Annotated in this window: 21 protein-coding genes and 1 pseudogene; 13 read left to right on the top strand and 9 right to left on the bottom strand. The window is 62.5% G+C overall.

Going from position 1 to position 25,044, the window contains the following annotated elements; genetic code table 11:
- From GIV26_RS09515 to GIV26_RS09505, 3 genes and pseudogenes are all read right to left on the bottom strand, one after another.
- Positions 1-263, bottom strand: a pseudogene (locus GIV26_RS09515) (LuxR C-terminal-related transcriptional regulator); the annotation flags it as partial.
- Between the two features lie 100 nt (positions 264-363).
- Positions 364-1,023: a helix-turn-helix domain-containing protein gene (locus tag GIV26_RS09510; protein WP_198791240.1), complete on the bottom strand. Its 660-nt coding sequence runs from the start codon at positions 1,021-1,023 to the stop codon at positions 364-366.
- A gap of 229 nt (positions 1,024-1,252) precedes the next feature.
- On the bottom strand, positions 1,253-2,497 hold the full coding sequence (locus GIV26_RS09505) for a methionine gamma-lyase (RefSeq protein WP_236280247.1): 1,245 nt from the start codon (positions 2,495-2,497) through the stop codon (positions 1,253-1,255).
- 123 nt (positions 2,498-2,620) lie between these two features.
- Between GIV26_RS09505 and GIV26_RS09500 the strand changes: the two genes are divergently transcribed.
- Entirely contained in the window at positions 2,621-3,091 is a 471-nt protein-coding gene (locus GIV26_RS09500; RefSeq protein WP_014718112.1) for an Lrp/AsnC family transcriptional regulator, read from the top strand.
- 109 nt (positions 3,092-3,200) lie between these two features.
- On the opposite strand, the gene GIV26_RS09495 is transcribed toward GIV26_RS09500, so the two are convergent.
- Together GIV26_RS09495 and GIV26_RS09490 are read right to left on the bottom strand one after the other, a co-directional pair.
- Positions 3,201-3,587 carry a hypothetical protein gene (locus GIV26_RS09495; RefSeq protein ID WP_078467263.1) on the bottom strand — a complete coding sequence of 129 codons (387 nt, stop codon included), beginning with the start codon at positions 3,585-3,587 and terminating at the stop codon, positions 3,201-3,203.
- Positions 3,588-3,732: 145 nt separating this feature from the next.
- Positions 3,733-4,455 carry a pirin family protein gene (locus GIV26_RS09490; RefSeq protein WP_236280245.1) on the bottom strand — a complete coding sequence of 241 codons (723 nt, stop codon included), beginning with the start codon at positions 4,453-4,455 and terminating at the stop codon, positions 3,733-3,735.
- A gap of 182 nt (positions 4,456-4,637) precedes the next feature.
- On the opposite strand from GIV26_RS09490, the gene GIV26_RS09485 reads away from it, so the two are divergent.
- Positions 4,638-5,588: a GlxA family transcriptional regulator gene (locus GIV26_RS09485; RefSeq protein WP_038450439.1), complete on the top strand. Its 951-nt coding sequence runs from the start codon at positions 4,638-4,640 to the stop codon at positions 5,586-5,588.
- Positions 5,589-5,738: 150 nt separating this feature from the next.
- Positions 5,739-7,193, top strand: a complete 1,455-nt coding sequence (locus GIV26_RS09480; protein WP_236280243.1) for a winged helix-turn-helix domain-containing protein — start codon at positions 5,739-5,741, stop codon at positions 7,191-7,193.
- On the opposite strand, the gene GIV26_RS09475 is transcribed toward GIV26_RS09480, so the two are convergent.
- Positions 7,140-9,902 (bottom strand): ATP-binding protein, encoded by a 2,763-nt coding sequence (locus GIV26_RS09475; RefSeq protein ID WP_236280241.1) that lies wholly within the window; start codon positions 9,900-9,902, stop codon positions 7,140-7,142. The genes GIV26_RS09480 and GIV26_RS09475 overlap by 54 nt on opposite strands.
- 58 nt (positions 9,903-9,960) lie before the next feature.
- Complete coding sequence (locus tag GIV26_RS09470) at positions 9,961-10,359, bottom strand: helix-turn-helix domain-containing protein (protein ID WP_034127392.1); 399 nt, start codon at positions 10,357-10,359, stop codon at positions 9,961-9,963.
- A gap of 205 nt (positions 10,360-10,564) precedes the next feature.
- Between GIV26_RS09470 and GIV26_RS09465 the strand changes: the two genes are divergently transcribed.
- From GIV26_RS09465 to GIV26_RS09445, 5 genes are all read left to right on the top strand, one after another.
- Complete coding sequence (locus GIV26_RS09465) at positions 10,565-11,473, top strand: LysR family transcriptional regulator (RefSeq protein WP_003191909.1); 909 nt, start codon at positions 10,565-10,567, stop codon at positions 11,471-11,473.
- Between the two features lie 102 nt (positions 11,474-11,575).
- Positions 11,576-12,166, top strand: a complete 591-nt coding sequence (locus GIV26_RS09460) for an antibiotic biosynthesis monooxygenase (protein ID WP_054898659.1) — start codon at positions 11,576-11,578, stop codon at positions 12,164-12,166.
- Positions 12,163-14,001 carry an amidohydrolase gene (locus GIV26_RS09455; protein WP_236280239.1) on the top strand — a complete coding sequence of 613 codons (1,839 nt, stop codon included), beginning with the start codon at positions 12,163-12,165 and terminating at the stop codon, positions 13,999-14,001. The genes GIV26_RS09460 and GIV26_RS09455 overlap by 4 nt, the downstream gene beginning before the upstream one ends.
- A 29-nt stretch (positions 14,002-14,030) precedes the next feature.
- Positions 14,031-14,648: an isochorismate family cysteine hydrolase YcaC gene (gene ycaC / locus GIV26_RS09450; RefSeq protein WP_003191905.1), complete on the top strand. Its 618-nt coding sequence runs from the start codon at positions 14,031-14,033 to the stop codon at positions 14,646-14,648.
- 217 nt (positions 14,649-14,865) lie between these two features.
- Positions 14,866-15,747 carry a LysR family transcriptional regulator gene (locus GIV26_RS09445; protein ID WP_032903519.1) on the top strand — a complete coding sequence of 294 codons (882 nt, stop codon included), beginning with the start codon at positions 14,866-14,868 and terminating at the stop codon, positions 15,745-15,747.
- Here GIV26_RS09445 and GIV26_RS09440 read toward each other — a convergent pair.
- Both GIV26_RS09440 and GIV26_RS09435 read right to left on the bottom strand, forming a co-directional pair.
- Positions 15,734-16,771: an AraC family transcriptional regulator gene (locus GIV26_RS09440; RefSeq protein WP_236280237.1), complete on the bottom strand. Its 1,038-nt coding sequence runs from the start codon at positions 16,769-16,771 to the stop codon at positions 15,734-15,736. The genes GIV26_RS09445 and GIV26_RS09440 overlap by 14 nt on opposite strands.
- Before the next feature lies 1 nt (position 16,772).
- Positions 16,773-17,687 (bottom strand): GGDEF domain-containing protein, encoded by a 915-nt coding sequence (locus GIV26_RS09435; RefSeq protein WP_054898662.1) that lies wholly within the window; start codon positions 17,685-17,687, stop codon positions 16,773-16,775.
- An 822-nt stretch (positions 17,688-18,509) separates the two neighbouring features.
- On the opposite strand from GIV26_RS09435, the gene GIV26_RS09430 reads away from it, so the two are divergent.
- The 5 genes from GIV26_RS09430 to GIV26_RS09410 all read left to right on the top strand — a co-directional run bounded on the left by GIV26_RS09430 (position 18,510) and on the right by GIV26_RS09410 (position 25,016).
- Complete coding sequence (locus GIV26_RS09430) at positions 18,510-21,020, top strand: TonB-dependent receptor (RefSeq protein WP_236280235.1); 2,511 nt, start codon at positions 18,510-18,512, stop codon at positions 21,018-21,020.
- Positions 21,021-21,190: 170 nt separating this feature from the next.
- Positions 21,191-23,056: a phytase gene (locus GIV26_RS09425; protein ID WP_236280233.1), complete on the top strand. Its 1,866-nt coding sequence runs from the start codon at positions 21,191-21,193 to the stop codon at positions 23,054-23,056.
- A 47-nt stretch (positions 23,057-23,103) separates the two neighbouring features.
- On the top strand, positions 23,104-23,796 hold the full coding sequence (gene tolQ / locus GIV26_RS09420) for a protein TolQ (RefSeq protein ID WP_236280231.1): 693 nt from the start codon (positions 23,104-23,106) through the stop codon (positions 23,794-23,796).
- Positions 23,797-23,811: 15 nt separating this feature from the next.
- On the top strand, positions 23,812-24,258 hold the full coding sequence (gene tolR / locus GIV26_RS09415; protein ID WP_014718165.1) for a protein TolR: 447 nt from the start codon (positions 23,812-23,814) through the stop codon (positions 24,256-24,258).
- The gene (locus GIV26_RS09410) at positions 24,255-25,016 is read left to right on the top strand and encodes an energy transducer TonB (RefSeq protein ID WP_236280229.1); all 762 of its coding nucleotides are present in this window, start codon (positions 24,255-24,257) and stop codon (positions 25,014-25,016) included. The genes tolR and GIV26_RS09410 overlap by 4 nt, the downstream gene beginning before the upstream one ends.
- Positions 25,017-25,044 lie beyond the last annotated feature (28 nt).

Genomic DNA, 25,044 nt, shown 5'->3' with positions numbered 1-25,044 from the left:
CCGCTGATCCCCAACTTGATCGCCGCACGCTTGAGGTAGCTCTCGATGGTGTTGACCTTCAACGCCAATTGCTCGGCCAACTCCGGCGCGGTGCGCCCGGCCAGCAGGCCTACGCACACTTCCAGTTCACGGTTGGACAAGGTCAGCTCCGATTGCAGCAGGCGCTCCTGGATGCGTCGGCGCAAGGTGTCGATGCCCCGGGGTTGAGGCACTGCGCATGGGCTGTCCGGGAGCGAGGGCTGCAGCGCGGTGATGTGCTGATCGTTCCCACGCTCCGCGTGGGAACGCCGCCATGGACGCTCTGCGTCCACGGTGACGCAGAGCGTCACGGGATCCATTCCCACGCGGAGCGTGGGAACGATCTTAGTCTTCGGTCGAGTACATCCACCGCAACAACGAGTGCCGTCCGCTGATCCCCAACTTGATCGCCGCACGCTTGAGGTAGCTCTCGATGGTGTTGACCTTCAACGCCAATTGCTCGGCCAACTCCGGCGCGGTGCGCCCGGCCAGCAGGCCTACGCACACTTCCAGTTCACGGTTGGACAAGGTCAGCCCCGATTGCACCAGGCGCTCCTGGATGCGTCGGCGCAAGGTGTCGATGCCCTGGGGTTGAGGCACTGCGCACGGGCTGTCCGGGAGCGAGGGCTGCAGCGCGGTGATGTGTTTTTCCACCATGGGCAGCAACAGCGTGGAGAAGTCCTGGAGCATGCTGCGCTCTTGCGCAGAAAAGCTGTCGGACGGGTGCGAGCGATACACCGACAGCACATAGCGCACATCGTCCTTGCGGCGCGTGAGGTGCAGTTGTGCGGCGAGTTGCTCGCTGCCCAGGGCCGCCACCGAATCGGTGTACACCGGGCTGATCTTGCGGCGGCCAAGGCCTTCGCGGCTGACTTGCAATTGGGTGATATGGGTGGCGTCCACTGCCAATTGGGTGAGGATCAGGTCATGCAGCATGCGTGGGAAATGGCGGCTGCCGGTGCTGGCGATGACCTTGCCTATCTGTGGGAACAGGTGTGAGTTCATCAATTCGTCCATGAGTTTCGTGCAGGTATCGGGCCTTATAGCGACGGGGGTTAAGAAGGTAACTAATGTGAATAACCTGCAGTGATAGTGCGTCCCGCCGCTGACATGCTAGTACAGCCTGGCTAAAGGAGGGGGATCCAATCTGCGAAAAAAAACATTAAACAGGCAGAGCGGCAGTCGGATCCTTCCGACCGCCGCCCAGGCACCGCATAACCCATGGGGTTGGACGCTATTTCATCGCATACGCCGCTGTCGCAATGGGCCGCAGGTTGGCAGCGCTGCACTTGGCCAGGGCCTGTTGGATATCGGCCAGCAGGTCGGCGACGTCTTCAAGCCCCACCGACAAACGCACCAGGCCCTCGCTGATACCGTGCTGCACCCGTTGTTCGGGGGTGTAAGTGGAGTGGGTCATGCTCGCCGGGTGTTGGGCCAGTGATTCGGCATCCCCCAGGCTGACTGCGCGGGTGAATAGTTGCAGAGCGTTCATGAAGCGCTGGCCGGTTTCGAGGCCGCCCTTGAGTTCAAAGGCGATCATGCCGCCAGGCAGTTTCATTTGCCGGTTTGCCAGTTCGTATTGTGGGAAAGAACGCAGACCGGGGTAGGTTACCCACTGCACCGCAGGGTGCGCCTGCAGCGCCTCGGCCACCGCTTGGGCGTTGCTGCAATGGCGGTCCATGCGCAGGCCCAGGGTCTTGAGGCCGCGCATCAGCAATGCGGCGTCCTGGGGCGACATCACCGCGCCGGTCAGGTCCTTGAGCCCTTGCAGGCGAATGCGCTGCGCCAGGGCCTGGTTGCTCACCGCGATGCCTGCGGTAATGTCGCCGTGGCCACTGAGGTATTTGGTGGCCGAGTGCACCACCACATCGGCACCCTGTTCCAGGGGACGTTGCAGATAGGGAGTGCAATAGGTGTTATCGACCACCACGGTGACATTCGGCTGCTGATGGGCCAGTTCGGCCACGGCGGCGATGTCGATCAGGCGCAGGTTGGGGTTGGCCGGGGTCTCGCAGTAGAGCATGCGGGTGGCCGGGGAGAACGCTGCTTGCAGGGCGGTGAGGTCGGTCAGGTCGACATGCCGCACCTTGATGCCGAATTCGCTCAGGCCGTGGTGCAGCAGGGCGAACGTACAACCATAGAGCGTCTGGCTGACGATGATCTCGTCGCCCGGGCGCAACAGGGTCCAGAACGTCGCGGCAATCGCGCCCATGCCGGAGCTGAACGCCACGGCGGCCTCGCCGTTTTCCAGGCTGGCCATGCGTGACTCCAGCAGGGCCAGGGTCGGGTTGGAAATGCGCGTATAGAAGTGGCCGCTGGCTTCGCCGGCAAAGCAGGCGGCGCCGTATTCGACGGTGGGAAAGGCGAAGGTCGCAGATAGATAGATCGGCGGGACGAGCGCGCCGTGGTGGTCCTGGGGGTCATAGCCGTGGTGTATGGCACGGGTGGAAAAGCCGAATGTGGTGTGTTTATTGTGCATGTCGGGCGCTCCTTATTTCCTACAATGCTATGCTCATAACCACGGATGAACCTTGCAAAAAAACCCAGAAAAACCTGCGTTTGTGGATCAAACACCGATAAAAATAATGATTAGAGGCACGTTATGCCCATCAAGCTGGACCGCACCGATAAAGCCCTTTTGAACGCGTTGCAGGGCAATGCCCGCCTGACCGTGGCCGAGTTGGCCGAGCGGGTGGCGCTCACCACTTCACCGTGCTGGCGTCGGGTGCGCACCTTGGAAGAAAGTGGGGTGATCAGTGGCTACCAGGCGATTCTCTCGCCCAAGGCACTGGGCTACGGGGTGACCGCGTTCGTCAGCATCATGATGGAAAGCCACACCCAGGAAATTGCCCGGGCGTTCGAGCAACGTCTGTTGGCCATCCCAGAAATTGTGGCGTGCCATAACGTCTCTGGGCGCTATGATTTTTTGCTGGAAGTGGTGGCCAAGGACCTGGAATCGTTCGGTGAATTTGCCCGAGAGGTCTTGCAGACCTTGCCTTGCGTCAAGGAGATCTATTCGAGTTTTTCCTACAAGTCGGTAAGGCCGCTGCGGGTAATTCCGCTGCCGGGTTGAGGCACGGCTTAGCGCTTCAGTCGACATCGTGTGGATACCCAGGCAAATCGAAGACGAAAAAAAACCGGCTGATCAGGCCGGTTTGGGGTGTCCCGCCAACAGTGCGGGGTTATACGTGGGTGCTCAGCAGACGCTCGGCACCGCCTTCAGCCAGACCACGTTCCTGCAGACGATCGGCACCGCCTTCAGCCAGGCCACGTTCCTGCAGACGATCAGCACCGCCTTCAGCCAGGCCACGTTCCTGCAGACGATCAGCACCGCCTTCAGCCAGACCACGTTCCTGCAAGCGATCAGCACCGCCTTCAGCCAGGCCACGTTCCTGCAGACGATCAGCACCGCCTTCAGCCAAACCACGTTCTTGCAGACGATCCGCGCCACCTTCGGCAACACGGGTTTCTATCAGGCGATCCGCGCCGCCTTCAGCGACAACCGGGTGGGCAAAAGCGTTTGCAGCGAGTACCGAGAAAGCGAGGCTAAGCAAGAGTTGGCGTTTCATGATGATGTGCTCCGAGTGTTTTAGTTGGGTGCCGTTTGGCATGGGTTTGATGTTACGCGTTGCATTTTTTTAGAGAACTTCATTGCGCTGATGGTGACTATCGATGCCAACGATGGTCCCGCTGGCGGGACCACCACTGCGGCCGTCATGGCATTTGCGGCAGTTCGTTGGGGCGCAGGTCAAACACCAGTACTTCAGCGTCTTCGCCGTGGCTGAGGCGGATCTGGCGTTCGTCCCGTACGCGTACACCGTCGCCTTCCTGCAAGCGCTGGCCGTTGAGTTCAACGCTGCCGCGCGCCACATGGATGTAGGCGTAGCGATCCGGTGCCAGCTCCAGGCGGGCACTTTCGTCAGCGTCGAACAGCCCGGCATACACCCGTGCGTCCTGGCGCACTTTCAGCGAACCGTTGGCGCCCTCCGGCGAGATGATCAACTGCAAACGCCCGCGTTTTTGCGCTTCTGTGAAGTGCTCCTGCTGATAGCGCGGCTTGGCGCTTGCTTCGTTGGGCACGATCCAGATTTGCAGGAAGTGCACGCCATGACGCTGGCTGTGGTTGAACTCACTGTGGGCTACGCCGCTGCCCGCGCTCATCAGTTGCACATCGCCGGGGCGGATCACCGAGCCGGTGCCCAGGGTGTCCTTGTGTTCCAGCGCGCCTTCGAGCACGTAGGAGAAGATCTCCATGTCACGGTGCGGGTGCTGGCCGAAGCCTTTGCCTGCGGCGACGCGGTCGTCGTTGATCACTAGCAGGTCGGAAAAACCCTGTTCCTTGGGGTTCCAGTAGTTGGCGAAAGAGAAGGTGTGGAACGACTTCAACCAACCGTGATTGGCGGCGCCGCGTTCGGAAGCTTTGCGAAGGGTCAGCATGGGTCCAGTCCTCAAGTGAGCGCGGGCTGCGAGATGCAGAGCGCTTGCGTTGAGAAGAAGGTTAATGGTTAACGAATGATTGATTAAGAAGATGAAAATAGAATAACTGTCTCTTTTAAGTTGACAGTTAAAGTCGTGCCATAATGCCCGTCGCACTCCTTTTCGATGGACGTTTCCCGCTTATGAAAACCGTGGCCATGGCGCTGTTCCCGGACTTCCTGCTGCTCGATATGGCCGGGCCGCTGGAAGTGTTTTCGATTGCCAACCGCTACCTGCCGGCGGCCGACCACTACCAGATCCTGACCATCGGCACTGAGCCCGGTCCGTTGCAGGCCTCCAATGGCGTGAGCGTGCAGACCGACCTGCTGTTGGAACAGGCCCAGGCGGCTTATGACCTGCTGTTGGTGCCGGGCGGCCCCGGCGCCTATAACGAATGCCACCCCGCGTTGTTGCCCTGGCTCAAAGCTGCGGCGCCACGGGCTCGGCGTTTTGGCTCGATCTGCACCGGCGCTTTTGTGCTCGGCCACGCAGGTTTGCTCGACGGGCACCGCGTGACCACCCATTGGCACTACACCGAGCGGTTGATCAAGGCGTTTCCCAACGCCATCGTCGAGACCGATCGCATCTATTTGCAGGACGGGCGGCTGATCACCTCTGGCGGCGTCACTGCGGGTATCGACCTGGCCCTGTCGGTCGTTGCCCAGGACCATGGCAAGCAAGTGGCGGTGGATGTGGCCAAAGTGCTGCTGGTGGTGATGAAGCGCCAGGGCGGCCAGGCCCAGTTCAGCCCGATGACTGCCGCCGTGGCGCCTCAGGAAACTCCGATCACTCGCGTGCAGAACCACGTCCTGGCGCATCTGGATCAACCCTTTACCATCGAGTCCATGGCTGAGTTGGCCGGAATGAGCGCACGCCACTTCGCGCGGCTGTTCGCCAAGGACGTGCAGATGACGCCCATGGCGTTCCTGCAGGGCGCGCGCATCGACCGGGCCCGGCACCTGCTGGAAACCACCGACCTGCCGCTCAAGACCGTGGCCTTCCACGCAGGCTTTGGCAGCGTGCGGCATATGCGTTTTCTGTTCAGCGAAAAGCTCGGGCTGAACCCTACCCAATACCGACAACAGTTCAGTTAACGACACCATGTCCGTCTCAGGCACCCGATTGTCCGTATCGCTCCCCGTGCCAGCATTGTCCTGTCATCGCCAACTGGCAAGATAGCGTCGAGCCCATGGAAAAAGGATGCGCAGGCACTCAAGCACGGGTGTTTCAGCGCTTTGACGGACATGCAAAATGGTACGGCGGTGAGCTTTGGCCCCTACACCTTTCATCGGCAGCAGCGCCTGGTCAGCAAGGCGGGCTGGCCGGTGCCACTGGGCGGGCGAGCCTTGGATATTCTCGCAGTACTGCTCGAAGCGCCCGGGCACTTCGTCAGCAAGGCGACCTTGATCGAACGGGTGTGGCCCAACAGCGTCGTTGAAGACAGCAACCTGCGTGTGCATATCGCCGCGCTGCGTCGTGCCCTTGACGGCCAACGCTGGATCCTCAATCACCCCCAGCGCGGTTACTGCTTCGCTGCGCCTGCGCAGGACGCGCTGCCGACGCTGCTGCCTCAGCACAACCTGGCTGCACGGCTCAGCCCGGTGTGGGGGCGAGATGAACTGGTGGGCGTGCTGGCGCGGCGGTTGCCTGTGCAGCGGTTATTGACCCTCACCGGCGTGGCCGGCATTGGCAAGAGCACGCTGGCCCTGGCCCTGGCCGAGCGGGTATTGCCGCGTTATCGCGACGGCGTATGGTGGGTCGACATGGCCGTTGTGCAAACCCCGAGCGAACTGCTCGGTAGCCTGGCCAGGGTGTTGCAGTTGCATTCGACGCCCGCGAGCCTCAACGAACTGGGCCGGCGCCTGGCCTCGCGCCACGTGTTGCTGGTACTCGACGGCGCTGACCTGCTGCTGGGCGCGTGTCGACAACTGATGCGTGCGCTGCGCGAGGCGGCGCCGGGCATCAGCGTGCTGATCACCAGTCGCGAAGCCTTGCTGGCCCCTGGCGAGTGGATAGTGCGCGTGCCTCGGCTGGCAGTGCCGTCGCCAAAGGCGTTGGCCAATGTCGAGCAGGCGATGGCCTGTCCTGCGGTGCAACTGTTCGTGGCGCGCGCGCGTGCCAATCAGCAGGGGTTTGATTTGCGGCCTCAGGACCTGGCGCCGCTGGGCGACCTGTGTCGGCGTCTGGACGGCCTGCCGTTGGCCCTGGAATTGGCGGCCGCCCAGGTGGATGCGTTGGGCATCGGCGGTGTGCAGACGCAAGTACGCACAGGCTTGCAAGTGCTGGCCCGTGGGCGCCGCACGGCAGTGGAGCGCCATCGCTCACTGACCGCGGCCCTGGATTGGAGCTACGAGCGCTTGAGCCTGCCGGAGTGCTGGCTGTTTCTGCAATTGAGTCTGTTCAAGATGGCAGTCACCTTACCCACCCTGAGTGACCTAGTGACCGGTACCGAGCTCGAACATGCCGACCTGTCTTACCTGCTGGCGCGCCTGGTCAACGTCTCGCTGCTGAGCGTCGAGCCCGGCCTGGGTCCGGCGCGCTATCGGCTGCTCAACTGTGTGCGCAGCTACGCTTTGGGGCAACTGCGCGACCCGCGTCAGGTCGCGCGTTTGCAGCAGGGCTACGCGCCTTGCCTGGGGGCGTTCTCAGGCCGGCCGTTTGTCCTGCAACTCGTCGAGCAGGCAGCGCACGCGCAGTAGATCCTGAGTGGCGAAGCCTTCGCTGAAACGTGCGTGGATTGAACTGAGTAAGTCCCTGGCGAGCTGAATGCGCCCCTGCTGTTGCCACAGTAGCGCCAGGGCTGCGCCGCAGCGCAGCTCCCAGGCCAGGGCTCCTTGCTGGTGCGCCAGGCCCAGCGCCTCCAGCAGCAGGGTTTCAGTGGTGTGCTCATCCTCTAGCTGCAAGGCGTACACCCGCAGAATCTCCGGGGCGCACCAGCCCGCCGCGCCACTGCGCGCGCGTTCCAGGGTTGGCACATCCACAGCATGGGTGCCGAAGGTGATCAAGGTGTCTTGGATCAGGCCCAGGCCCTGCCAATCCGGTTGGCCAAGAATACCGGCGTAATGCCCGGCCCAGGTCTGGAACAACTGCACAGAATGCTTGTGCGACTGCTCCAGCAGCAGCCTTTGCAGGGCTTGGGCGTCGTCTTCGGCGCCGTTGTAGCGGGCGATCACCACCCCAGCCAGGGCCAGGGTGTAGCAGATCGAGGTGCCGTGGTTGATCTGTAGCGCCAACTCCAGCGCCTGACTGGCGGTGCGCCAGGCGCGCTCGGGAAAGCCCTGCAACCACAGGATTCGCGCCAGCACGGTCAAGGAGGCGACGCCCTGGTCGTACTGCACGCCAACCCCGAAGGCAAAGCGGTTCACGTGACCGCTTTGGGACATGCGCTGCAGCACCTGCTCGGCGTGGTGCCGGGCGAGCGTCTGGTTGCCGGTGTAATGCTGGCCCAGCGCACGCAACCGCTGCGCGCTAAGGCCCAGCAACGGCTCGGTGCGTGGGTCGAGGCGTTCGAACTGCACACTCAGCGCCTGCGCTGGGCCGTAGCGCCCGGCGCACAGGTTCACCGCCATCAGCCCGGAGACCGCCCGCAACTGGCCGCCAAGGTCCTGGGTTGTCTCGGCCAGGCGTGCGGCACCCTCGAATGCCGCAATGGTCCGAGGTGCGGCGCCCATGGCGTGGTAGGAGAGGCTGCCCAGGGCCAATTGCAGTTGCAGGGTCAATTGCGTGCAGGGCGCGGTGACCTGGCCGATCAGCGCCAGCGCCTGGTCCACATAGCCGCCGTGCTCTCGCAGCAACGACAACTCTTGCCACAGTGGCATCGCGCTGACCGTCAGGCGGATAGCCAGCAACTGCGCACCGCCATCGGCAAAGCCCCAGTCGAGGGCGGCACGCACGTCTTCGCGCAGCGGTGCGTAACGGTCGATCCACGGCTGTGTGGCGATCAGGTCCCAGTCGCCCTGGGCCTGTTCCATCAGCGCCAGGCAGCGTGCAGCGTGGCGCTCTCGTGTGGCATGCAGTTCGCAGGCCTGGCTGAGCTTTTCCAGGGCGTAGGTGCGGGTGATGTCCAGCAGGCGATAGACCATCTCGTCATCGCTTGCTTCCACGTTCAACAACGACTTGGCCACCAGTTGCGTAATGGAGCCCAGCACTTCGGCGGGGGCCACTTGCTCCCCGGCGATCACCGCCGCTGCGCTGACCAGGCTGAAGCCGCCACGGAAGACCGCCAGGCGGCGCAGGCAGATTTGCTCGCACGCCGTGAGCAGGTCAAAGCTCCAGTCGAGCGTGGCGCGCAGGGTCTGCTGGCGGGGCAGGGCGCTGCGTCGGCCGCGGGTCAGCAGGCGAAAGTTGTCTTCCATCTGCACCAGCAGGCCCGGCAAGCCAAACCGTTCGATTTGCGCGGCCACCAGTTCGATCGCCAGGGGAATGCCGTCCAGGCGCTGGCAGATATCAATCGCCAGGGGCAGTTCAGCGTCGCTGAGGGCAAAGCTCTCCTGGTGGGACATGGCGCGCTCGATCAGCAATTGCATGGCCGGGTAACCCAGGGCCTGGGCGCGGTTGCCGGTGGCGGGCGGGCAGGCCAGCGGCTCAAGGCGCTGCACATATTCACCTTCGGCGCGCAGGGCTTCGCGGCTGGTGGTGAGGATGTGCAGGTGCGGTGCATGGCGCAGCAGGGTTTCACTGATCAGGGCGATGTCGTCGAGCAGGTGCTCGCAGTTGTCGATCACCAGCAGCATCTGGCGTGCCTGCAGACTGCGGGCGAGGCTGGCCAGGGAGGCATTCTCGCCCGGTGTCAGGCCGAGCAGGGCGGCGAGGTTGGGCAGGATCATGGACGCGGCACTGAGCGGCGCCAGGTCCAGCAGGTGAATACCGTCGCGGTAATGCCCGATCAGCAATTCCGCGACCCGTAGAGCGACGGTGGTCTTGCCGATGCCACCGGCGCCGGTCAGGGTGATAAAGCGCTGCTGCGGCAGTTGTTGTACCAGGGCGTCGATCAGCGCTTGGCGGCCGATCATGCGCGTGCGCCGCAGGGGCAGGTTATGGCTGGGGCGTTGGGGCGCACCGTCGGTGGGCAGCGTCATGGGTTCGATGCTCAGTGGCGCAACAAAACTGTAGCCGCGCTGGGCGACCGTGACGATATAGCGCTGCCCGGCCTGGCCGTCGCCCAGCGCCTTGCGCAACGCAGCCATGTGCACACGCAGGTTGCCGTCTTCCACCACGCTTTTGGGCCAGACCCTTGCGATCAACTCCTGTTTGCTCACCACATTGCCGGCGTGCTCCAGCAGGATCAGCAGAATGTCCACCGCCCGCCGCCCCAGGCGCAGCGGGCGGCCGGCCTCCAGCACCAGGCGCTGGCGCGGGTGGATGCGGTAGGGGCCGAAATGCACGGCCTGGTCGCTCAAGTCATTCATGGCTGCCCAGGTTCTGGAGGAAGGGAGCGACCAGCATATTCCAGGTACGTGCAGACCACTAGGCAGCGATCACATCAGGTTTGCTGCGCGAGTGGTGATTTCGCCAGGTCATCGGGTTGACGCCTTCGCTGCGGGTGAACATATGGCAGAAGTGCGCCTGGTCGCAAAAGCCACATTCCAGGCTGATCTGTGTGAGGCTCAGGGACGAGCCGGTAATCAGTTCCTTGGCGCGCTGGATGCGTTGCTGGCGAATCCATTCCTGGGGCGACAGCCCGGTGGTGCACTTGAAGGCGCGGGAAAAATGGCTGCGCGACAAGGCGCAGGCCTGGGCCAGGTCGGCGATCGCCAGGCTTTCGCCGAGGTTGGCGAGGATCAGTTGCTTGGCGATGCGCTCGCGCCGGGGGCACAGGCCACCGGTGGCGGGCAACCGGGGGGAATATTGCTCGAGTCGGGCCATGACAAATATCCGCAGTCGATGGGAACGTTCCCGGTGGATGGGTGCAGTGTAGACGCGCTTCATCTTGTTGCCGGAGCGCCTGGCTGACGAGTTAATCGTTGTTAATTTCGCCAGGTGCGGTGCCGGAAAAGACAGCACAGCTATGCAATCCCAGGCGTGCAGTGCATGCTTCCCTGGCCCCCTGGAAAACGTTTGGATAGCGCCCATGAACCGCAACGATCTGCGCCGCGTCGATATGAACCTGCTGGTGATTTTCGAAGCCTTGATGTTCGAGAAAAACCTGACCCGAGTCGCCGAAAAACTGTTTATCGGCCAACCGGCAGTGAGCGCCGCGCTGGGCCGTTTGCGCGATTTGTTCGACGACCCGTTGCTGCTGCGTAACGGCCGTGCCATGGAACCCACGGCGCGTGCACTGGCGATACTCAAGGAGCTGCAACCTGCCATGGACACCATCTCGGGCGCCGTCAGCCGCGCCAAGGATTTCGACCCCTCCACCAGCTGCGCGGTGTTTCGTATCGGCCTGTCCGATGATGCGGAGTTCGGGCTGTTTCCGTCGTTACTCAGCCGCCTGCGCGAAGAAGCGCCAGGCATCATCGTGGTGGTGCGCCGCGCCAATTACCTGTTGATGCCTTCGCTGCTGGCCAGCGGTGAAATCTCCGTGGGGGTCAGCTACACCACCGATCTGCCGGCCAATGCCAAGCGCAAGAAACTGCGCGATATCCCCTGCAAGGTCCTGCGCGGCGATGACGGCGAGGCGCCGCTGACCCTGGATGATTACTGCGCCAGGCCCCATGCAATGGTGTCGTTCTCCGGTGACCTGAGCGGCAATATCGACCTGGACCTGGCCCGCATCGGCCGCTCGCGCCGCGTGGTGCTGGCGGTGCCGCAGTTCAGCGGGTTACGGGCGTTGCTGGCGGGGACGCAGATTATCGCGACCGTGCCGGATTACGCCGCGTGCGCGCTGACCGAAGGCACACGCCTGCGCGCCGAGGACCCGCCGTTTGCGATTGATGCGGCGGAGCTGTCGATGGTGTGGAGCGGGGTGCATGACAACGACCCGGCGGAGCGGTGGCTGAGGGGCAGGATTGCGGAGCATATGGCGCGGGCCACATAGCTTTGCCGGCAATAAGCCAAACAGCACATACATCCAATTCTCCCCAGCCGCCAAGCCGCCAGACTCTCCCCATCGCTCAATACTCCGGGGAAGCACTCAGCCATGGATTCAACCACCAACACCGGCCCCGACGAAGTCGTCACCCTGGTCGTCAAGCACCGGGTCAAACCCGGTTTTGAAGTCGAGTACGAAGCCTGGTTGCGCCGCATCGTGCGCATCGCGGGCGAACGCCCTGGGCACCTTGGTGTTGACGTGGTGCGCAGCCAGCAAAACGGCATGGCGCTGTTCACTTGCGTGCTGCGCTATAGCTCCACCAGCGCCCTTGAGCTGTGGCTCGGCTCCCCGCAACGCCAGGCCCTGATCGACGAAGCCGCGCCGATGCTGGCGGACGGCGACCAGACGGAAATCGGCGCGGCCAATGAATTCTGGTTCACGCCCCAGGCCGAGGGTGGTGCCAAGCCGCCTCGCTGGAAGCAGGCGGTGGTCAGCCTGTTTGTGATCCTGCCGCAAACCCTGCTGCTGCCGTTTATCTGGGGGCCGATCCTGCGGTTGCACCCGTTTCTGTCCAATTACGTGGTCTCCACCTTCCTGGTCACCCTGACCATCGTGTTGCTGGTGGTGTACCTGCTGATGCCGGCGGCCACCCGCCTGTTCGCTCCCTGGCTTGAAGCCTCTGTAAAGGAAACCCTATGAACGCCGATCTGATTCTGTTCAATGGCCAGTTCCACACCGTGGACCGGGAAAACCCACGCGCCACCGCCGTGGCCATCCACCAAGGGCGCTTTGTCGCCGTGGGTACCGACGGCGAAGCCATGGCCCTGCGCGGCAGCGGCACCCAGGTCATCGACCTCAAGGGCCGCACCGTAATTCCCGGCCTCAACGACTCGCACTTGCACCTGATTCGTGGCGGGTTGAACTACAACCTTGAACTGCGCTGGGAAGGCGTGCCGTCCCTGGCCGATGCCTTGCGCATGCTCAAGGACCAGGCCGACCGCACGCCCACGCCGCAATGGGTACGCGTGGTGGGCGGTTGGAACGAATTCCAGTTCGCCGAAAAGCGCATGCCCACCCTGGAAGAACTCAACCAGGCCGCCCCGGACACCCCGGTGTTCGTGCTGCACTTGTACGACCGCGCCTTGCTCAACCGCGCAGCCCTGCGGGTGGCGGGCTACACCAAGGACACGCCGAACCCGCCGGGCGGTGAGATCGTGCGCGACAGCAACGGCAACCCCACCGGCATGCTGGTGGCGCGGCCTAACGCGATGATCCTGTATGCGACCTTGGCCAAGGGCCCGAAACTGCCTTTGGAATACCAGGTCAACTCCACCCGCCAGTTCATGCGGGAACTCAATCGCCTGGGCCTGACCAGCGCCATCGATGCCGGCGGCGGCTTCCAGAACTACCCCGATGACTACGCGGTGATCGAGCAACTGGCCAAGGATCAACAGTTGACGGTGCGCATCGCCTACAACCTGTTCACCCAGAAGCCCAAGGAAGAGCTCAGCGACTTCAAGAACTGGACCGGCAGCGTCACCCTGCATCAGGGCGATGACTACCTGCGCCATAACGGGGCCGGCGAGATGCTGGTGTTCTCGGCGGCGGACTTTGAAGACTTCCTCGAGCCCCGCCCGGACCTGCCGCTGACCATGGAACAGGAGCTGGAACCGGTGGTGCGCCACCTGGTGGAACAGCGCTGGCCGTTCCGTCTGCACGCCACTTACGACGAGTCCATCTCGCGCATGCTTGACGTGTTCGAGAAGGTCAACCGCGATATTCCGTTCAATGGCTTGCCGTGGTTCTTCGACCACGCCGAAACCATCACCCCGAAAAACATCGAACGTGTGCGTGCCCTCGGTGGCGGTATTGCGATTCAGGATCGCATGGCGTTCCAGGGCGAATACTTTGTCGAGCGCTACGGCGCCAAGGCCGCCGAAGCCACACCGCCGATCAAGCGCATGCTGGCCGAAGGCGTGCCGGTTGGGGCGGGCACCGATGCCACCCGCGTGTCGAGCTACAACCCCTGGACCTCGCTGTACTGGATGGTCAGCGGCCGTACCGTCGGTGGCCTGGAGCTGCACGCCGAGGGCTTGCCGCGCCTTACCGCATTGGAGCTGTTCACCCACGGCAGCGCCTGGTTCTCGTCCGAGCAGGGCAAGAAAGGCCAGATCAAGGTCGGTCAATTGGCGGATGTCGCCGCGTTGTCGGCGGACTTTTTCAGTATCGAGGAAGAAGCTATCAAGTGGATCGAGTCGGTGCTGACCGTGGTCGGCGGCAAGGTCGTGTACGGCGCTGGCGACTTCGAAGATTTCGCACCGCCACGAGTACCGGTGCTGCCCGACTGGTCGCCGGTGGTCAAGGTGCCAGGGCACTGGCGCCCGACGTCGCCGATGCAGGCCCAGGTTCACCAGTGCAGCGGCCCTTGTGGCGTGCATGCCCACAGCCATGAAAAAGCGCGCCTTTCCAGCGTGCCGGTCAGCGACTTCCAGGGTTTCTGGGGGGCGTTCGGCTGCTCCTGCTTTGCTTTTTGAAAAACACCCCATCCCCAAAGGAGTTACCCATGACTTACAAGCGCTTGAACAAAGACGATGCTGTTGTGCTGTTGGTTGATCACCAGACCGGCCTGATCTCCCTGGTGCAGGATTTTTCCCCCAACGAGTTCAAGAACAACGTGCTGGCCCTGGCCGACGTGGCGAAGTTCTTCAACCTGCCGACCATCCTGACCACCAGCTTTGAAAGCGGCCCCAACGGCCCGCTGGTGCCTGAGCTCAAAGAACTGTTCCCCGACGCGCCGTACATTCCGCGCCCTGGCCAGATCAACGCATGGGACAACGAAGATTTCGTCAAGGCCGTCAAGGCGACCGGCCGCAAGCAGATCATCATTGCCGGTGTGGTGACCGACGTGTGCGTGGCATTCCCGACCCTGTGTGCCCTTGACGAAGGCTTCGAGGTTTTCGTGGTCACCGACGCTTCCGGCACCTTCAACGAAACCGTGCAACAAGCCGCCTGGGCGCGTATGACCGCCGCCGGTGCGCAACTGGTCAACTGGTTCTCCGTGGCCTGCGAGCTGCAAGTGGACTGGCGCAACGATATGGAAGGCCTGGCCAACCTGCTTTCGCCGCGCATTCCCAACTACCGCAACCTGATGAACAGCTACTCGGCGTTCGCTGCCAAGTAACCTGTTTTGTAGGAGCGAGCTTGCTCGCGAAAAACGTCAACGATAACCGCGTGCTTCCTGAATAAACGCGGCGTCTATGGGGTTTTCGCGAGCAAGCTCGCTCCTACAGAGGGCATTAGGGCAAGTTCTCTCCAACATTTGATCGTGTTCACATTTTGGTTTGTGGTGTGACCACTGACGGGCTATAAAACAGCCTATCGTCCCCTGAGAAGCGACAATGAACCCCTTCGAAGACATGCGCCTGTTCTGCCAGGTCATGGAATCCGGCAGTTTCACTGCCGCCGCCGAGCAATTGGGCTTGTCCAAGCAATTTGTCAGCCGCCGCCTGATCCAACTGGAAGACCGCCTGGGCGTACGCCTGCTCAACCGCTCCACACGGCGCCTGGACGTCACGCCGCTGGGCCAGAGTTACTATGAGTCGGCCTTGCGCCTGCTCGGTGAGGTGGAGCAAGTGGAGCAGGGCATCGCCGGCCAGAACAGCGAACCCCGCGGCACCATTCGCCTCAGTGCACCCTTGTCGTTCGCCATGGCGCACCTGGGTTGCCTGTTGCCGTTGTTCCTGCGCCAGCATCCGCAGGTCTGCGTTGAAGTTGACCTGAGCGACCGTCCGGTGGACTTGATCGGCGAAGGCTACGACCTGGTGCTACGCATCGGCACCCTGGAAGATTCCACCCTGATCGCCCGACGGATCGCCGCTATCGAGCGGGTGTATTGCGCCAGCCCCGACTACCTGGCGCTGCGGGGTACGCCTTTGAAACCCGAGGATTTAACCACGCACGACTGCCTGCCCTACGGCCACGGCCGCCAGGTGCAATGGCGCTTCAAAGGCAAGGTGCAAGCGTTGAGCGTCAGTGGGCGCATGCGCGTCAACAACGGTGACCTGCTGCGCGATACCGCGATAGCCGGTTTGGGCGTTACCTACCTACCGACGTTCATTGTCAGCGAGGCCTTGAAGGATGGGCGTCTGGTCAAGGTACTGGAGGACTTCGCTCCTGAGGCCTTGACCCTGTCGGCGGTGTACCCGCAGCACCGCCAGAGTTCACGCCCGGTGCAAGCGCTGGTGGAGTTCCTGCGCGAACGCCTGGCTAGCGGCTGCTGAACAGTTGACGGATCAGGTTGGGCGTGCTGCCCGTCCACCGCTTGAACGAGCGCCGAAAATTCGCCGCATCGTTGAAATTCAGGTACGCCGCTACTTGCTCGTTACTCCACCCCTTGGCCTGGTACAGGTGCAACGCCACATGCTTGCGCACCCGGTCGACCTGTTGCTGAAAACCGGTGTCGTGCCGTTGCAACTTGCGCTTTAGCGTGGCCGGGCTCATGGCGAAGGTGTGGGCGGCCTGTTCCAGGCTTGGTGGCTGGCGCACGTGTTCGCGCAGGTAGGCATCGAGGCAGTCCAGAAAACTTGTGGCAAAGCCCAGTTGCTCGATTTGTTCAAGGGCTTGCTGGCGCGCGACCTGGCCCGCCGTGGCCGAAGCACCCGGCCAGGTGTGGGTGAGGTATTCACGGGGGAGGCACATCATGTTCAGAGGGCGTTCGAAGCGCGTGTGTTCGCCCAGATGCACCCAGTATTGCTCGACATACCGAGGTTCGGCGTGGCTGAAGCTGCACACCCACGGCAAGCGCTGGCCGCTGAGCCATTGGCTCATGGCAACCAGTGAAGTCATGCTGGCTTCGAGCAGAAAGCGCCAGTGTTCGCCGGCGCCGCAACTGTCCAACCAATACAGGTAAGCGTGGTGCTCATCCAGCTCCAGTTGCAGCGTGGCCAGCGGGCTGAGCAGCGCTTGTTGCTGGATCAGGATATCCAGGGCCTGATGAAGGTTCTGTGCATGCCCCAGCGCATGACTGGCGGCGCCGTAGTAGCCGGGCAGCAGGCGTTGGCCAAACAGGAAACTGCTGTCATCGGCATCCAGCAGTTTGCGGCTGTTGCCGATCAAACCCAGGAACTGCTGCGGGCTCAACCGCGCATTGCCGGCCAGGATGTCTTCGTGGAACAGGCCGGTGCCGCGCAGTAGGCGATGGCTGTCGATGTCCCGGGACAAGCCCAGGTCGATCAACGTGGCGGGTTGATAGTGACCGGGGATGAAGCGGCTGTCGTTTTCATACCAGCTGGTTTTCACGGCCATTTCAGGCACTTTTCGCAAGGGGTTGCTTGGCCCGGGCCAGGCCCATATTCAGCCGCTTGAGCAGCTCGTGAGGTGACTCTTGCAAGGCCATCACCACCGCCGTGGTCGCCGTCAGTTGCAGGCGTTCGCCCTGTTGCCGGCTCTTGTGGGCGAGGCTCTGCACCGCGTGTTGCAACTCCAGCGCCAGGCCCTGGGCCTGGCGCTCGCCGGTGTTGGGCAGCAGCACCACAAAACGATCGCCCGCCAGGCGGCACAACAGGTCCTGGCGACGCAGGTTGAGCAGCAGCACATGGCTGACCGCCTGTAGCACCGCATCACCCTCGGCATGCCCGTAGGCCTGGTTGATGGTGGCGAAGTTGTCCAGGTCCAGGGCCAACAACGACAGTGGTTGTTGCTGCGCTTGGCTGTCGCGCAGGCTGTCGGCGAGTTGGCGCTTGAGGTAGTCGGCGCCGGCCAGGGGCGTGAGTTTGTCGAACAGCCGATGCTCGCGAAACAACCGCTCGCGTTTTTCCATCTGTGCGCTGATCGCCAGTTGTTCGTGGTGCCAGTGATAAATGCCAATCGTCAGCAGGATCATGCCCACCGGCATTGGCCCTGACTCCAGCCAGTGATCCCAGGAGATGCTGTCAGGCAGGCGGATGAATTCGTCGAGGCTGTCGATCCACCAGGAAAAAAAGATGCACGACAGCCCCAGCGCCAGGTATTGGGTGACCCGTCCGGCGGGGCGGCTTTTCAATACCAGGCCCAGCCAGATCAGCGCGAGCAGCGCCGAACCGCCTTCGCCGATGATATCCAGCCACACCCATTCGCTGACGCTCTTGAGCTCGCCGCAGGCCAGGTGCAGGATCAGCCCGAGGTTGGCGGCGATCAGGAGCAATGCGAGTTTCCAGCGGTGGGGTTTGAGCACGGAAAACATGGCCACGGGTCCTTGGGCAAATGAGTAATGGGCGCCAGCACAGCAGATGGATGTGACGGTTGGATGACGGGCGGGGAGGGTCGAATCAGCTCATGCCGTCGGCCTATTTTTTAGCTGGACATAGAGCCCATGTGGGAGCTGGCTTGCCTGCGAAGACGGCCTGGCAGCCGGCCTCTATCTATCTGACGGTCAGCGTTCCAAATGTGGGAGCTGGCTTGCCTGCGATGGCGACCTGACAGGCGACACTGTTTATACCGAGTACATATCCATTCCTGCGGTAACGGCCACTTAGGGTTCCGCTTTTACAGCGGCTCACTTTTGAAAAGCGCAAAAGTAAGCAAAACGCTCTTGCCCCACCACTCGGCACCTCGCTTAGGCTCGGTGTGCCCGTAATCCGCCAGTGATTTGGGGGGCCGCCGCCACGCGCCATCCATGGCGCGGGGCGGCTAAACCGGCATCCCTGCCGGTTTACCCCCCAAATCCCTGTCGAATTTCGGCCAGCGTGGTTTAACGGGGCGCCTAAGATCAAAAGCAGATCAAGAGCAAGAGCAAGAGCAAGAGCGGCTCGCTTCGCATCGTGGTTACCTGGCGGCACATTCGACTTCTCTGTCGATTGAACTGCCGTCTTCGCAGGCAAGCCCGCTTGCTCCCGCATCTGACTGAGGTCATTTCAGCTCATTTATCCGCTCCAGAAGCCTGTAAACCCGCTTTGACAGGCTCTGCCCGCAACCTTGTCACAGAACCGTCACGCCTGCCCCCTAGCGTGCCCTCCCAGTTGCCGGGCCCCTTGCCTGGCGCCAACGGATTCTTGGGGAGGGTTTCATGTACAAGCGCACCGGGCTCGTCAGCTTTACGCTTACCGCCTTGGCTCTGGCGATAGCCTGCGAGCGGCTCAACGCCGCGGAAGCGGCCACCGAGCATGTCGATGTGGTCGGCCAAGCCGCTGCGATCGACAGCGCCCTCAAGGAGCAGCGCTCTTCCGACAGTATCAAGAGCGTAGTGCATGCCGACGGCGTCGCCCAGTTGCCGGATGAGAACGTTGCCGAGGCGGTGCAGCGCTTGCCGGGCATCAGCGTTGAACGTGACCAGGGCGAAGGCCGCTTTGTCAGCGTGCGCGGCCTGGGCCCGGACCTCAACAGCGTGACCATCAACGGCACCCTGGTGCCATCCCCCGAGAGCGAGCGCCGCGCCGTGGCCCTCGATGTTCTGCCTTCGGAATTGGTGCAGTCGCTGTCCGTGATCAAGACGCTCACACCGGACATGGACGCCAACTCCCTCGGCGGCACCGTCGATGTGAAGAGCCTCTCGGCGTTCGATCACAAGGGCCTGTTCTACACCGGCAGCACCGAGGCCAGTTACGACAAGAACACGCACCAGACCAGCCCGAAATTCTCCGGCGCCGCCAGTAACCGGTTCAGCCTCGGCGACGGTATCGACAACTTTGGCGTGGCCGCGGCCCTCAGTTGGCAGAAGCGTGATTTCGGCTCGGACAACGTCGAAACCGGCGGCGCCTGGGACTTTACCAACGGCGCCCGGCTCAACAAATTCGAGCAGCGCGACTATGACATCAGCCGTGAACGCGCCGGTGGTGGCCTTAACTTCGATTACAAGCCCGATGACCTGAGCAGCTACTACCTGCGCACCCTCTACAGCCGCTACAAGGACACCGAAACCCGCAACGCCGCCAGCCTCGAGTTCGCTGACCCGCAAGCGCCCGGTGAATTGGGCGAAGCCGAGGGCAAACGCAAGCTCAAGAACCGCGAGGAAACCCAGCAAATCCAGTCCTACGTATTGGGCGGTGAACGCCTGCTCGGCCTGTGGACCTTGAGCGGCCAGGCCGGTTACAGCCGTTCCAGCGAAGACAGCCCGGGGCATATTGCCGGTGCGACCTTCGACGGCGGTGACTTTGCCGACAGCGGCTTCTACGACACGGCCAAGCCGCGCCCGCTCGTTGGTAGCGGTTTCTACGACCCCGCCAATTTCAGCCTCGACAAAGTCGACTGGGAAAAACAGCACACCCAGGACACCGAGAAGAACCTGCGCCTGGACCTGGCCCGCGACTATGACCTGCGCGGTTACGCATCCCAGTTCAAGTTCGGCGGCAAGGTCAGCCGGCGCCACAAGGACAATGACCTGGAGGCCTGGGTCTACAAGGACCTGGATGAACAGGGCTTGAGCGATGAACAACTCAACCTCACGCAGTTCCAGAAGGGCAACGTCGACTACCGCCTCGGCCGCTTTGGCCCAGGCATCAGCGCGGGCAATATCCGCCAGTTGATCGGCGGCCTCAACCGTGATGACTTCTATGACCCGACCGAATCCACTGTCAACGACTTCACCATCCGCGAAGACATCAATGCCGGCTACCTGATGAACACCGTCGATATTGACGACTGGCGCTTCATCGCCGGTATGCGTTACGAGGGTACCGAGTTCGAAGCCAAGGGCACCGGTGCCACGGACGGCCAGTTCAGCGCCACCGAGACCAAGCGCCGTTATCACCATTGGCTGCCGGGCCTGCATGCGCGCTACCAGATTGACAAGAACACCCAGGTGCGCGCCGCCTGGACCAAATCGGTGGTGCGCCCGACCTTTGGCCAACTGGCCCCGGGTTTTGTGATCGACGATGACGAGGCCACGTTCGGCAACCCGGACCTCAAGCCTCTGGAATCGAGCAACCTGGACCTGGGCATCGAGCATTTCATGGGCCGTGCCGGTACCGTGTCGGCCTTCGTGTTCTACAAAGACATCCAGAACTTCGTCTACAACACCGACGTGGCTGGTACCGGTGCCTGGGCCAACTTCGCCGAGGCGCACACCTTTGCCAACGGCGACAGCGCCAAACTGTATGGCCTGGAACTGGCCTACTCACAGAAGTTCGACTGGCTGCCTGCGCCATGGAACGGCCTGATGATCGGTGCCAACAGCACCTTCAGCCGTTCCAGCGCGGACATCGAGGGCTTCGACAGTGCCAGCGGGCGCAATCGCAAGCGCAACATCAGCCTGCCCAACCAGTCGGACACGGTCGGCAACCTGATGCTCGGTTGGGAAGACGACACCCTCAGCCTGCGCCTGTCGGCCAATTACAAATCGGCCTATTTGTATGAGTTGGCGTCGATCAATGACAAGGCTCATGACCTGCACGTCGACGCGCAAACCTTCGTTGATTTCAGTGCGCGCTACTCACTGACCAAGAACCTGCAGGTCAGCTTCGAGGCACAGAACCTCACCGACGAGTCGTACTTCGTCTATACCGGCCACCGAAGCTACAACGGCCAGTACGAAGAGTACGGTCCCACCTACAAGTTGGGCCTGACGTTCACCCATTTCTAACCCTGGCCCCTGTAGGAGCGAGCTCGCTCGCGAAAAACTTCAACGATGACGCGGGGCGCCTGAATGAATGCGGCGCCTGGGAGTTTTTCGCGAGCAAGCTCGCTCCTACAGGGCATCAGGGCAAGCCCTCCCAAACGGGATCTCCATTGTTTTCGAAGGATTGTCTGTTCATGAGAATTTCCAAGCTGTGCCTGCTGGTCGTACTGGTTAGCAGCGCCAATGCGTTCGCCACTGACCTACCGCTGACCCCTTGGGCACCCAGCCTGAACGCCCAGGCCGTTGCCTTCCTGCCCGGCGGCACCCAGCGCGTGGCCGCCAGTGCCCGCGACGGCCTGCTGCTGCTCGACGATAAAGGCGTCGAACTGGCCCGCTTCAAAGGCCGTTTCAGCAGCCTCGACACACGCGCTGCCGGCACTCAATCGCTGATCGCCAGCCTCGATAACGACCGCCAGCAGGCCTTGCTGATCGGTCTCGATGGCGCCGGCAAAACCTGGGGTACGCCGCTGTACCTGCCGACCCGCGACTTCGCGGTAAATAGCCTGTGCCTCTATCGCGATTCGGCGGCCAACCTGTTTGTGTTTCTGGTCGGTGAAGAGGGCAAGGGCGAGCAGTGGCTGGTGGGCAATGGTTCGACGCTGTTGGCCCAGGCGCAGCGTGTTCGCAGCCTGCCACTGCCGCCATCGGCGCAATTCTGCCAAGTGGATGATGCGGCCGAGCGATTGGTAGTGAACGAGCAAAACGTCGGCTGGTGGGCCTACCCGGCGCACCCGGAAGCCGAGGTGAAGCGCACGCCCGTGGCGCTGTTCGACGATCCCCAGCGCGAAGCAGGCGCCATGGCACTGGTGCCGGGCGGGATGCTCGCGTTGGACCCGAAAACCGCGCAATTGCACCTGTTCCAGCAAGTCGGGGAACGTTGGGTTGAGCAACCCAGCCTGGCCTTGCCGGGCCTCAAGGAACCGGAGCAGTTGGTGATACAGGGCCGGCAGGTGCTGGTGCGGGACGACGACAGCGAGCAGCTCTATCAGGGCCGCCTTGACTGGCAAGCCACGCCGGTGCCGGTTGCGCCGATACTTGCGCAAGTCGCCGCACTGCGCCAGACCGAACCCGTGGGTCGCCAAGGCGACGCGGCGGATGACCCGGCCATCTGGGTTCACCCTGAAACGCCGGCCAAAAGTCGTGTGCTGGGGACCAACAAGAAACAGGGCCTGTTGGCCTACGATCTCGACGGCAAGCTGTTGCAGGAGCTGGCAGTGGGGCGCCTGAACAATGTCGACATACGCCCTGGCTTCAAACTCGGTACGCACACCGTCGACCTGGCCGTGGCGAGTAATCGCGACCGCAATAGCCTGAGCCTGTTCAGCATCGACCGCCAGAGCGGCGAGTTGCTTGAAGCCGGTGAGGTCCCCACGCCACTCAAGGACATCTACGGCATCTGCCTGTACCAGCCCGCCAGCGGTGAGCTCTACGCGTTCGCCAATGACAAGGATGGCACCTTCCTGCAATACCGCCTGAGTGCACCGGCTGGCCGTGTGCAGGGCGAGTTGGTGCGTCAGTTCAAGGTCGACAGCCAGCCCGAGGGCTGCGTGGCCGATGACCAGCGCCAACGCTTGTTTATCGGTGAGGAAGATGTCGGTGTGTGGGCGATGGATGCCCGTGCCGACCAACCGGCCACGCTCACTCCGGTGATCAAAGTCGGCCCGCAACTGCACGCAGATGTCGAAGGCCTGGCGCTGTATCAAAGCCCCGCGCGGGATTACCTGGTGATCTCCAGCCAAGGCAATGACAGCTACCTGGTGCTGGACGCCGAGCCGCCATTCGCTGTGCACGGCGCCTTGCGCGTTGGCCTCAATGCGGCCGCAGGCATTGATGGCGCCTCGGAAACCGATGGCCTGGAGGTCACTGCCGTCAACCTCGGTGGGCCATGGAGCCAGGGCATGCTGGTGGTACAGGACGGGCGCAAGCGCATGCCCGAGCAAGCCCAGAACTTCAAGTTTGTGCCCTGGGCCGAGGTGAGCCGCGCGTTGAAATTACCCTGAGCTGTCATCACGCAGTCATCCGTTTTTAATCGAATAGGAGCTTTACCATGCACGCGACGATGGAACATATGACGATCTGGAGTTTGATCAGCGACGCTAGCCTGTTGGTCAAGGCTGTGATGGTCACTTTGTTGCTGGCTTCCTTGTTCAGCTGGTATCTGATCATTCAGCGCAGCAGTGTGCTGCGTGGTCTGGAACGGCAGCTCAACGGCTTCCTGGCGCGCTTTCGCGTGGCGTCGGACCTGCAACCCTTGTATCGCGACACCGTGCAGGCGGGCGAGGGCGGTGTGGCGCCGATCTTTATTGCCGGCATGCAGGAATACCAGCATCTGCACCACCACGATCCGGCAGTGCTCGAGGGTGTGGAGCGCGCCTTGCAGGTAGCGATCACCGAGCAGGAACTTGAGCTGGAAAAGGGCCTGCAATTCCTGGCGACGGTGGGGTCGGTCAGCCCCTATATCGGCCTGTTCGGGACTGTATGGGGCATCATGAATTCGTTCCTCGGCTTGTCGCAGGTGCAACAGGCCACGCTATCGACCGTGGCACCGGGTATCGCAGAAGCCTTGATTGCCACGGCCATTGGCCTGTTTGCGGCGATTCCGGCAGTGATCGCCTATAACCGTTTCGCGGCACGCAGCCAGACCTTGCTCACGCGCTACTACGCTTTTGGCAATGAGCTGCAAGTGCACCTGCACCGCACGCTGCGCGGTACTTCGAACAATCTGGCCGTGGCCGCCTGAACAAGGAGCAAAGCGATGTTGATCAGGCCGCAACGCAAGCACGGGCCCAAGGCCGAGATGAATGTGGTGCCCTACATCGACGTGATGCTGGTGCTGCTGGTGATCTTCATGGTCACTGCGCCCATGCTCACCCAGGGCGTAAAGATCGAACTGCCCAAGGTCGCCGCCGAGGCGCTGGCCACCGATACGCGCCAGCAGATCCTGACGTTGTCGGTGAAGGCGGACGGTGGCTACTACTGGAACCTGGGTGGCGAGCTGGATACGCGCCAGCAGACCGATAGCGCGGTGACCCTGGAAGAAATGAGCGCCAAGGTCATGCAGGTGGTGGCGGCGCGCAGCGATACCCAGGTGTATATCCGCGCTGACGACAATGCAGGTTATGGCCGTGTAGTGGCGGCCATGGCGGTGCTGCAGAAGGGCGGCATCAGCAATCTTGGGCTGGTGACAGAGGCCCCACAATGACAACGATGATCCTGCACAGTCCGGCACTGGCCTTGGCGCCCAACGGCGATGGTTTATGGCGTAAAGGCCTGGCAGCGAGTCTGGCCGTGGCGCTGCATGGTGCGGTGGCAGTGGCGTTGATGCTGGGCTGGTCGACGGAGCGACCAGGGGTGGATGCGCCGCGGGTGATGCACACGCAGTTGGTGGTTTTACCCGCTCCGGCGCCGGCGCCTGTGCCGACACCCGAGCCCGTAGCTGCCGCGCTGGCAGAACCTGTTGTCATCCCGGTACCGACCAGGCCGACGGTTGATCCGCAGGTGCAGGCGCAAAAGCTCGAGAAAGCCGCGCTGGCGCGCAAGCGGGTTGAAGAAAAGAAACTCGAGCAACAACAGCAGCGCATGGCGACCGAGCAGCGCAATCGGGAGTTGGAACAGCAACTTCTGAGTCAGGAGCGTGCCGCTTCGGAAAAAGCCCGAGCCGCCGTGCCTGCGCCTACCCCTGCATTCGACATCCGCCAGTACCAACCCTTGAGCAAGGCCGCCCCCGACTACCCCGAACGCGCCCTGGACAAGAACATCGAAGGCGACTGCTCGGTGGAGTACACCGTCAACATCCAGGGGCACGTTGAAAACCCCAAGGTATTGGAAGGCTGTCACCCGTTGTTCATCAGGCCCTCATTGGCGGCGGCCAATACTTTTCGCTACCAGCCGAGAATCGTCGATGGCAAAGCTGTTGCCGTACCGGCAGTGCGCAACACCTTCCACTACCGCATCAAATGAGCTTCCCCCGCCACCTTCCCAAAACCTG

It is taken from the genome of Pseudomonas sp. PA-1-3F, assembly GCF_021609665.1.
Taxonomy (GTDB): Bacteria; Pseudomonadota; Gammaproteobacteria; order Pseudomonadales; family Pseudomonadaceae; genus Aquipseudomonas; species Aquipseudomonas paracarnis.
This window is presented reverse-complemented; position numbering and strand designations above follow the sequence as displayed.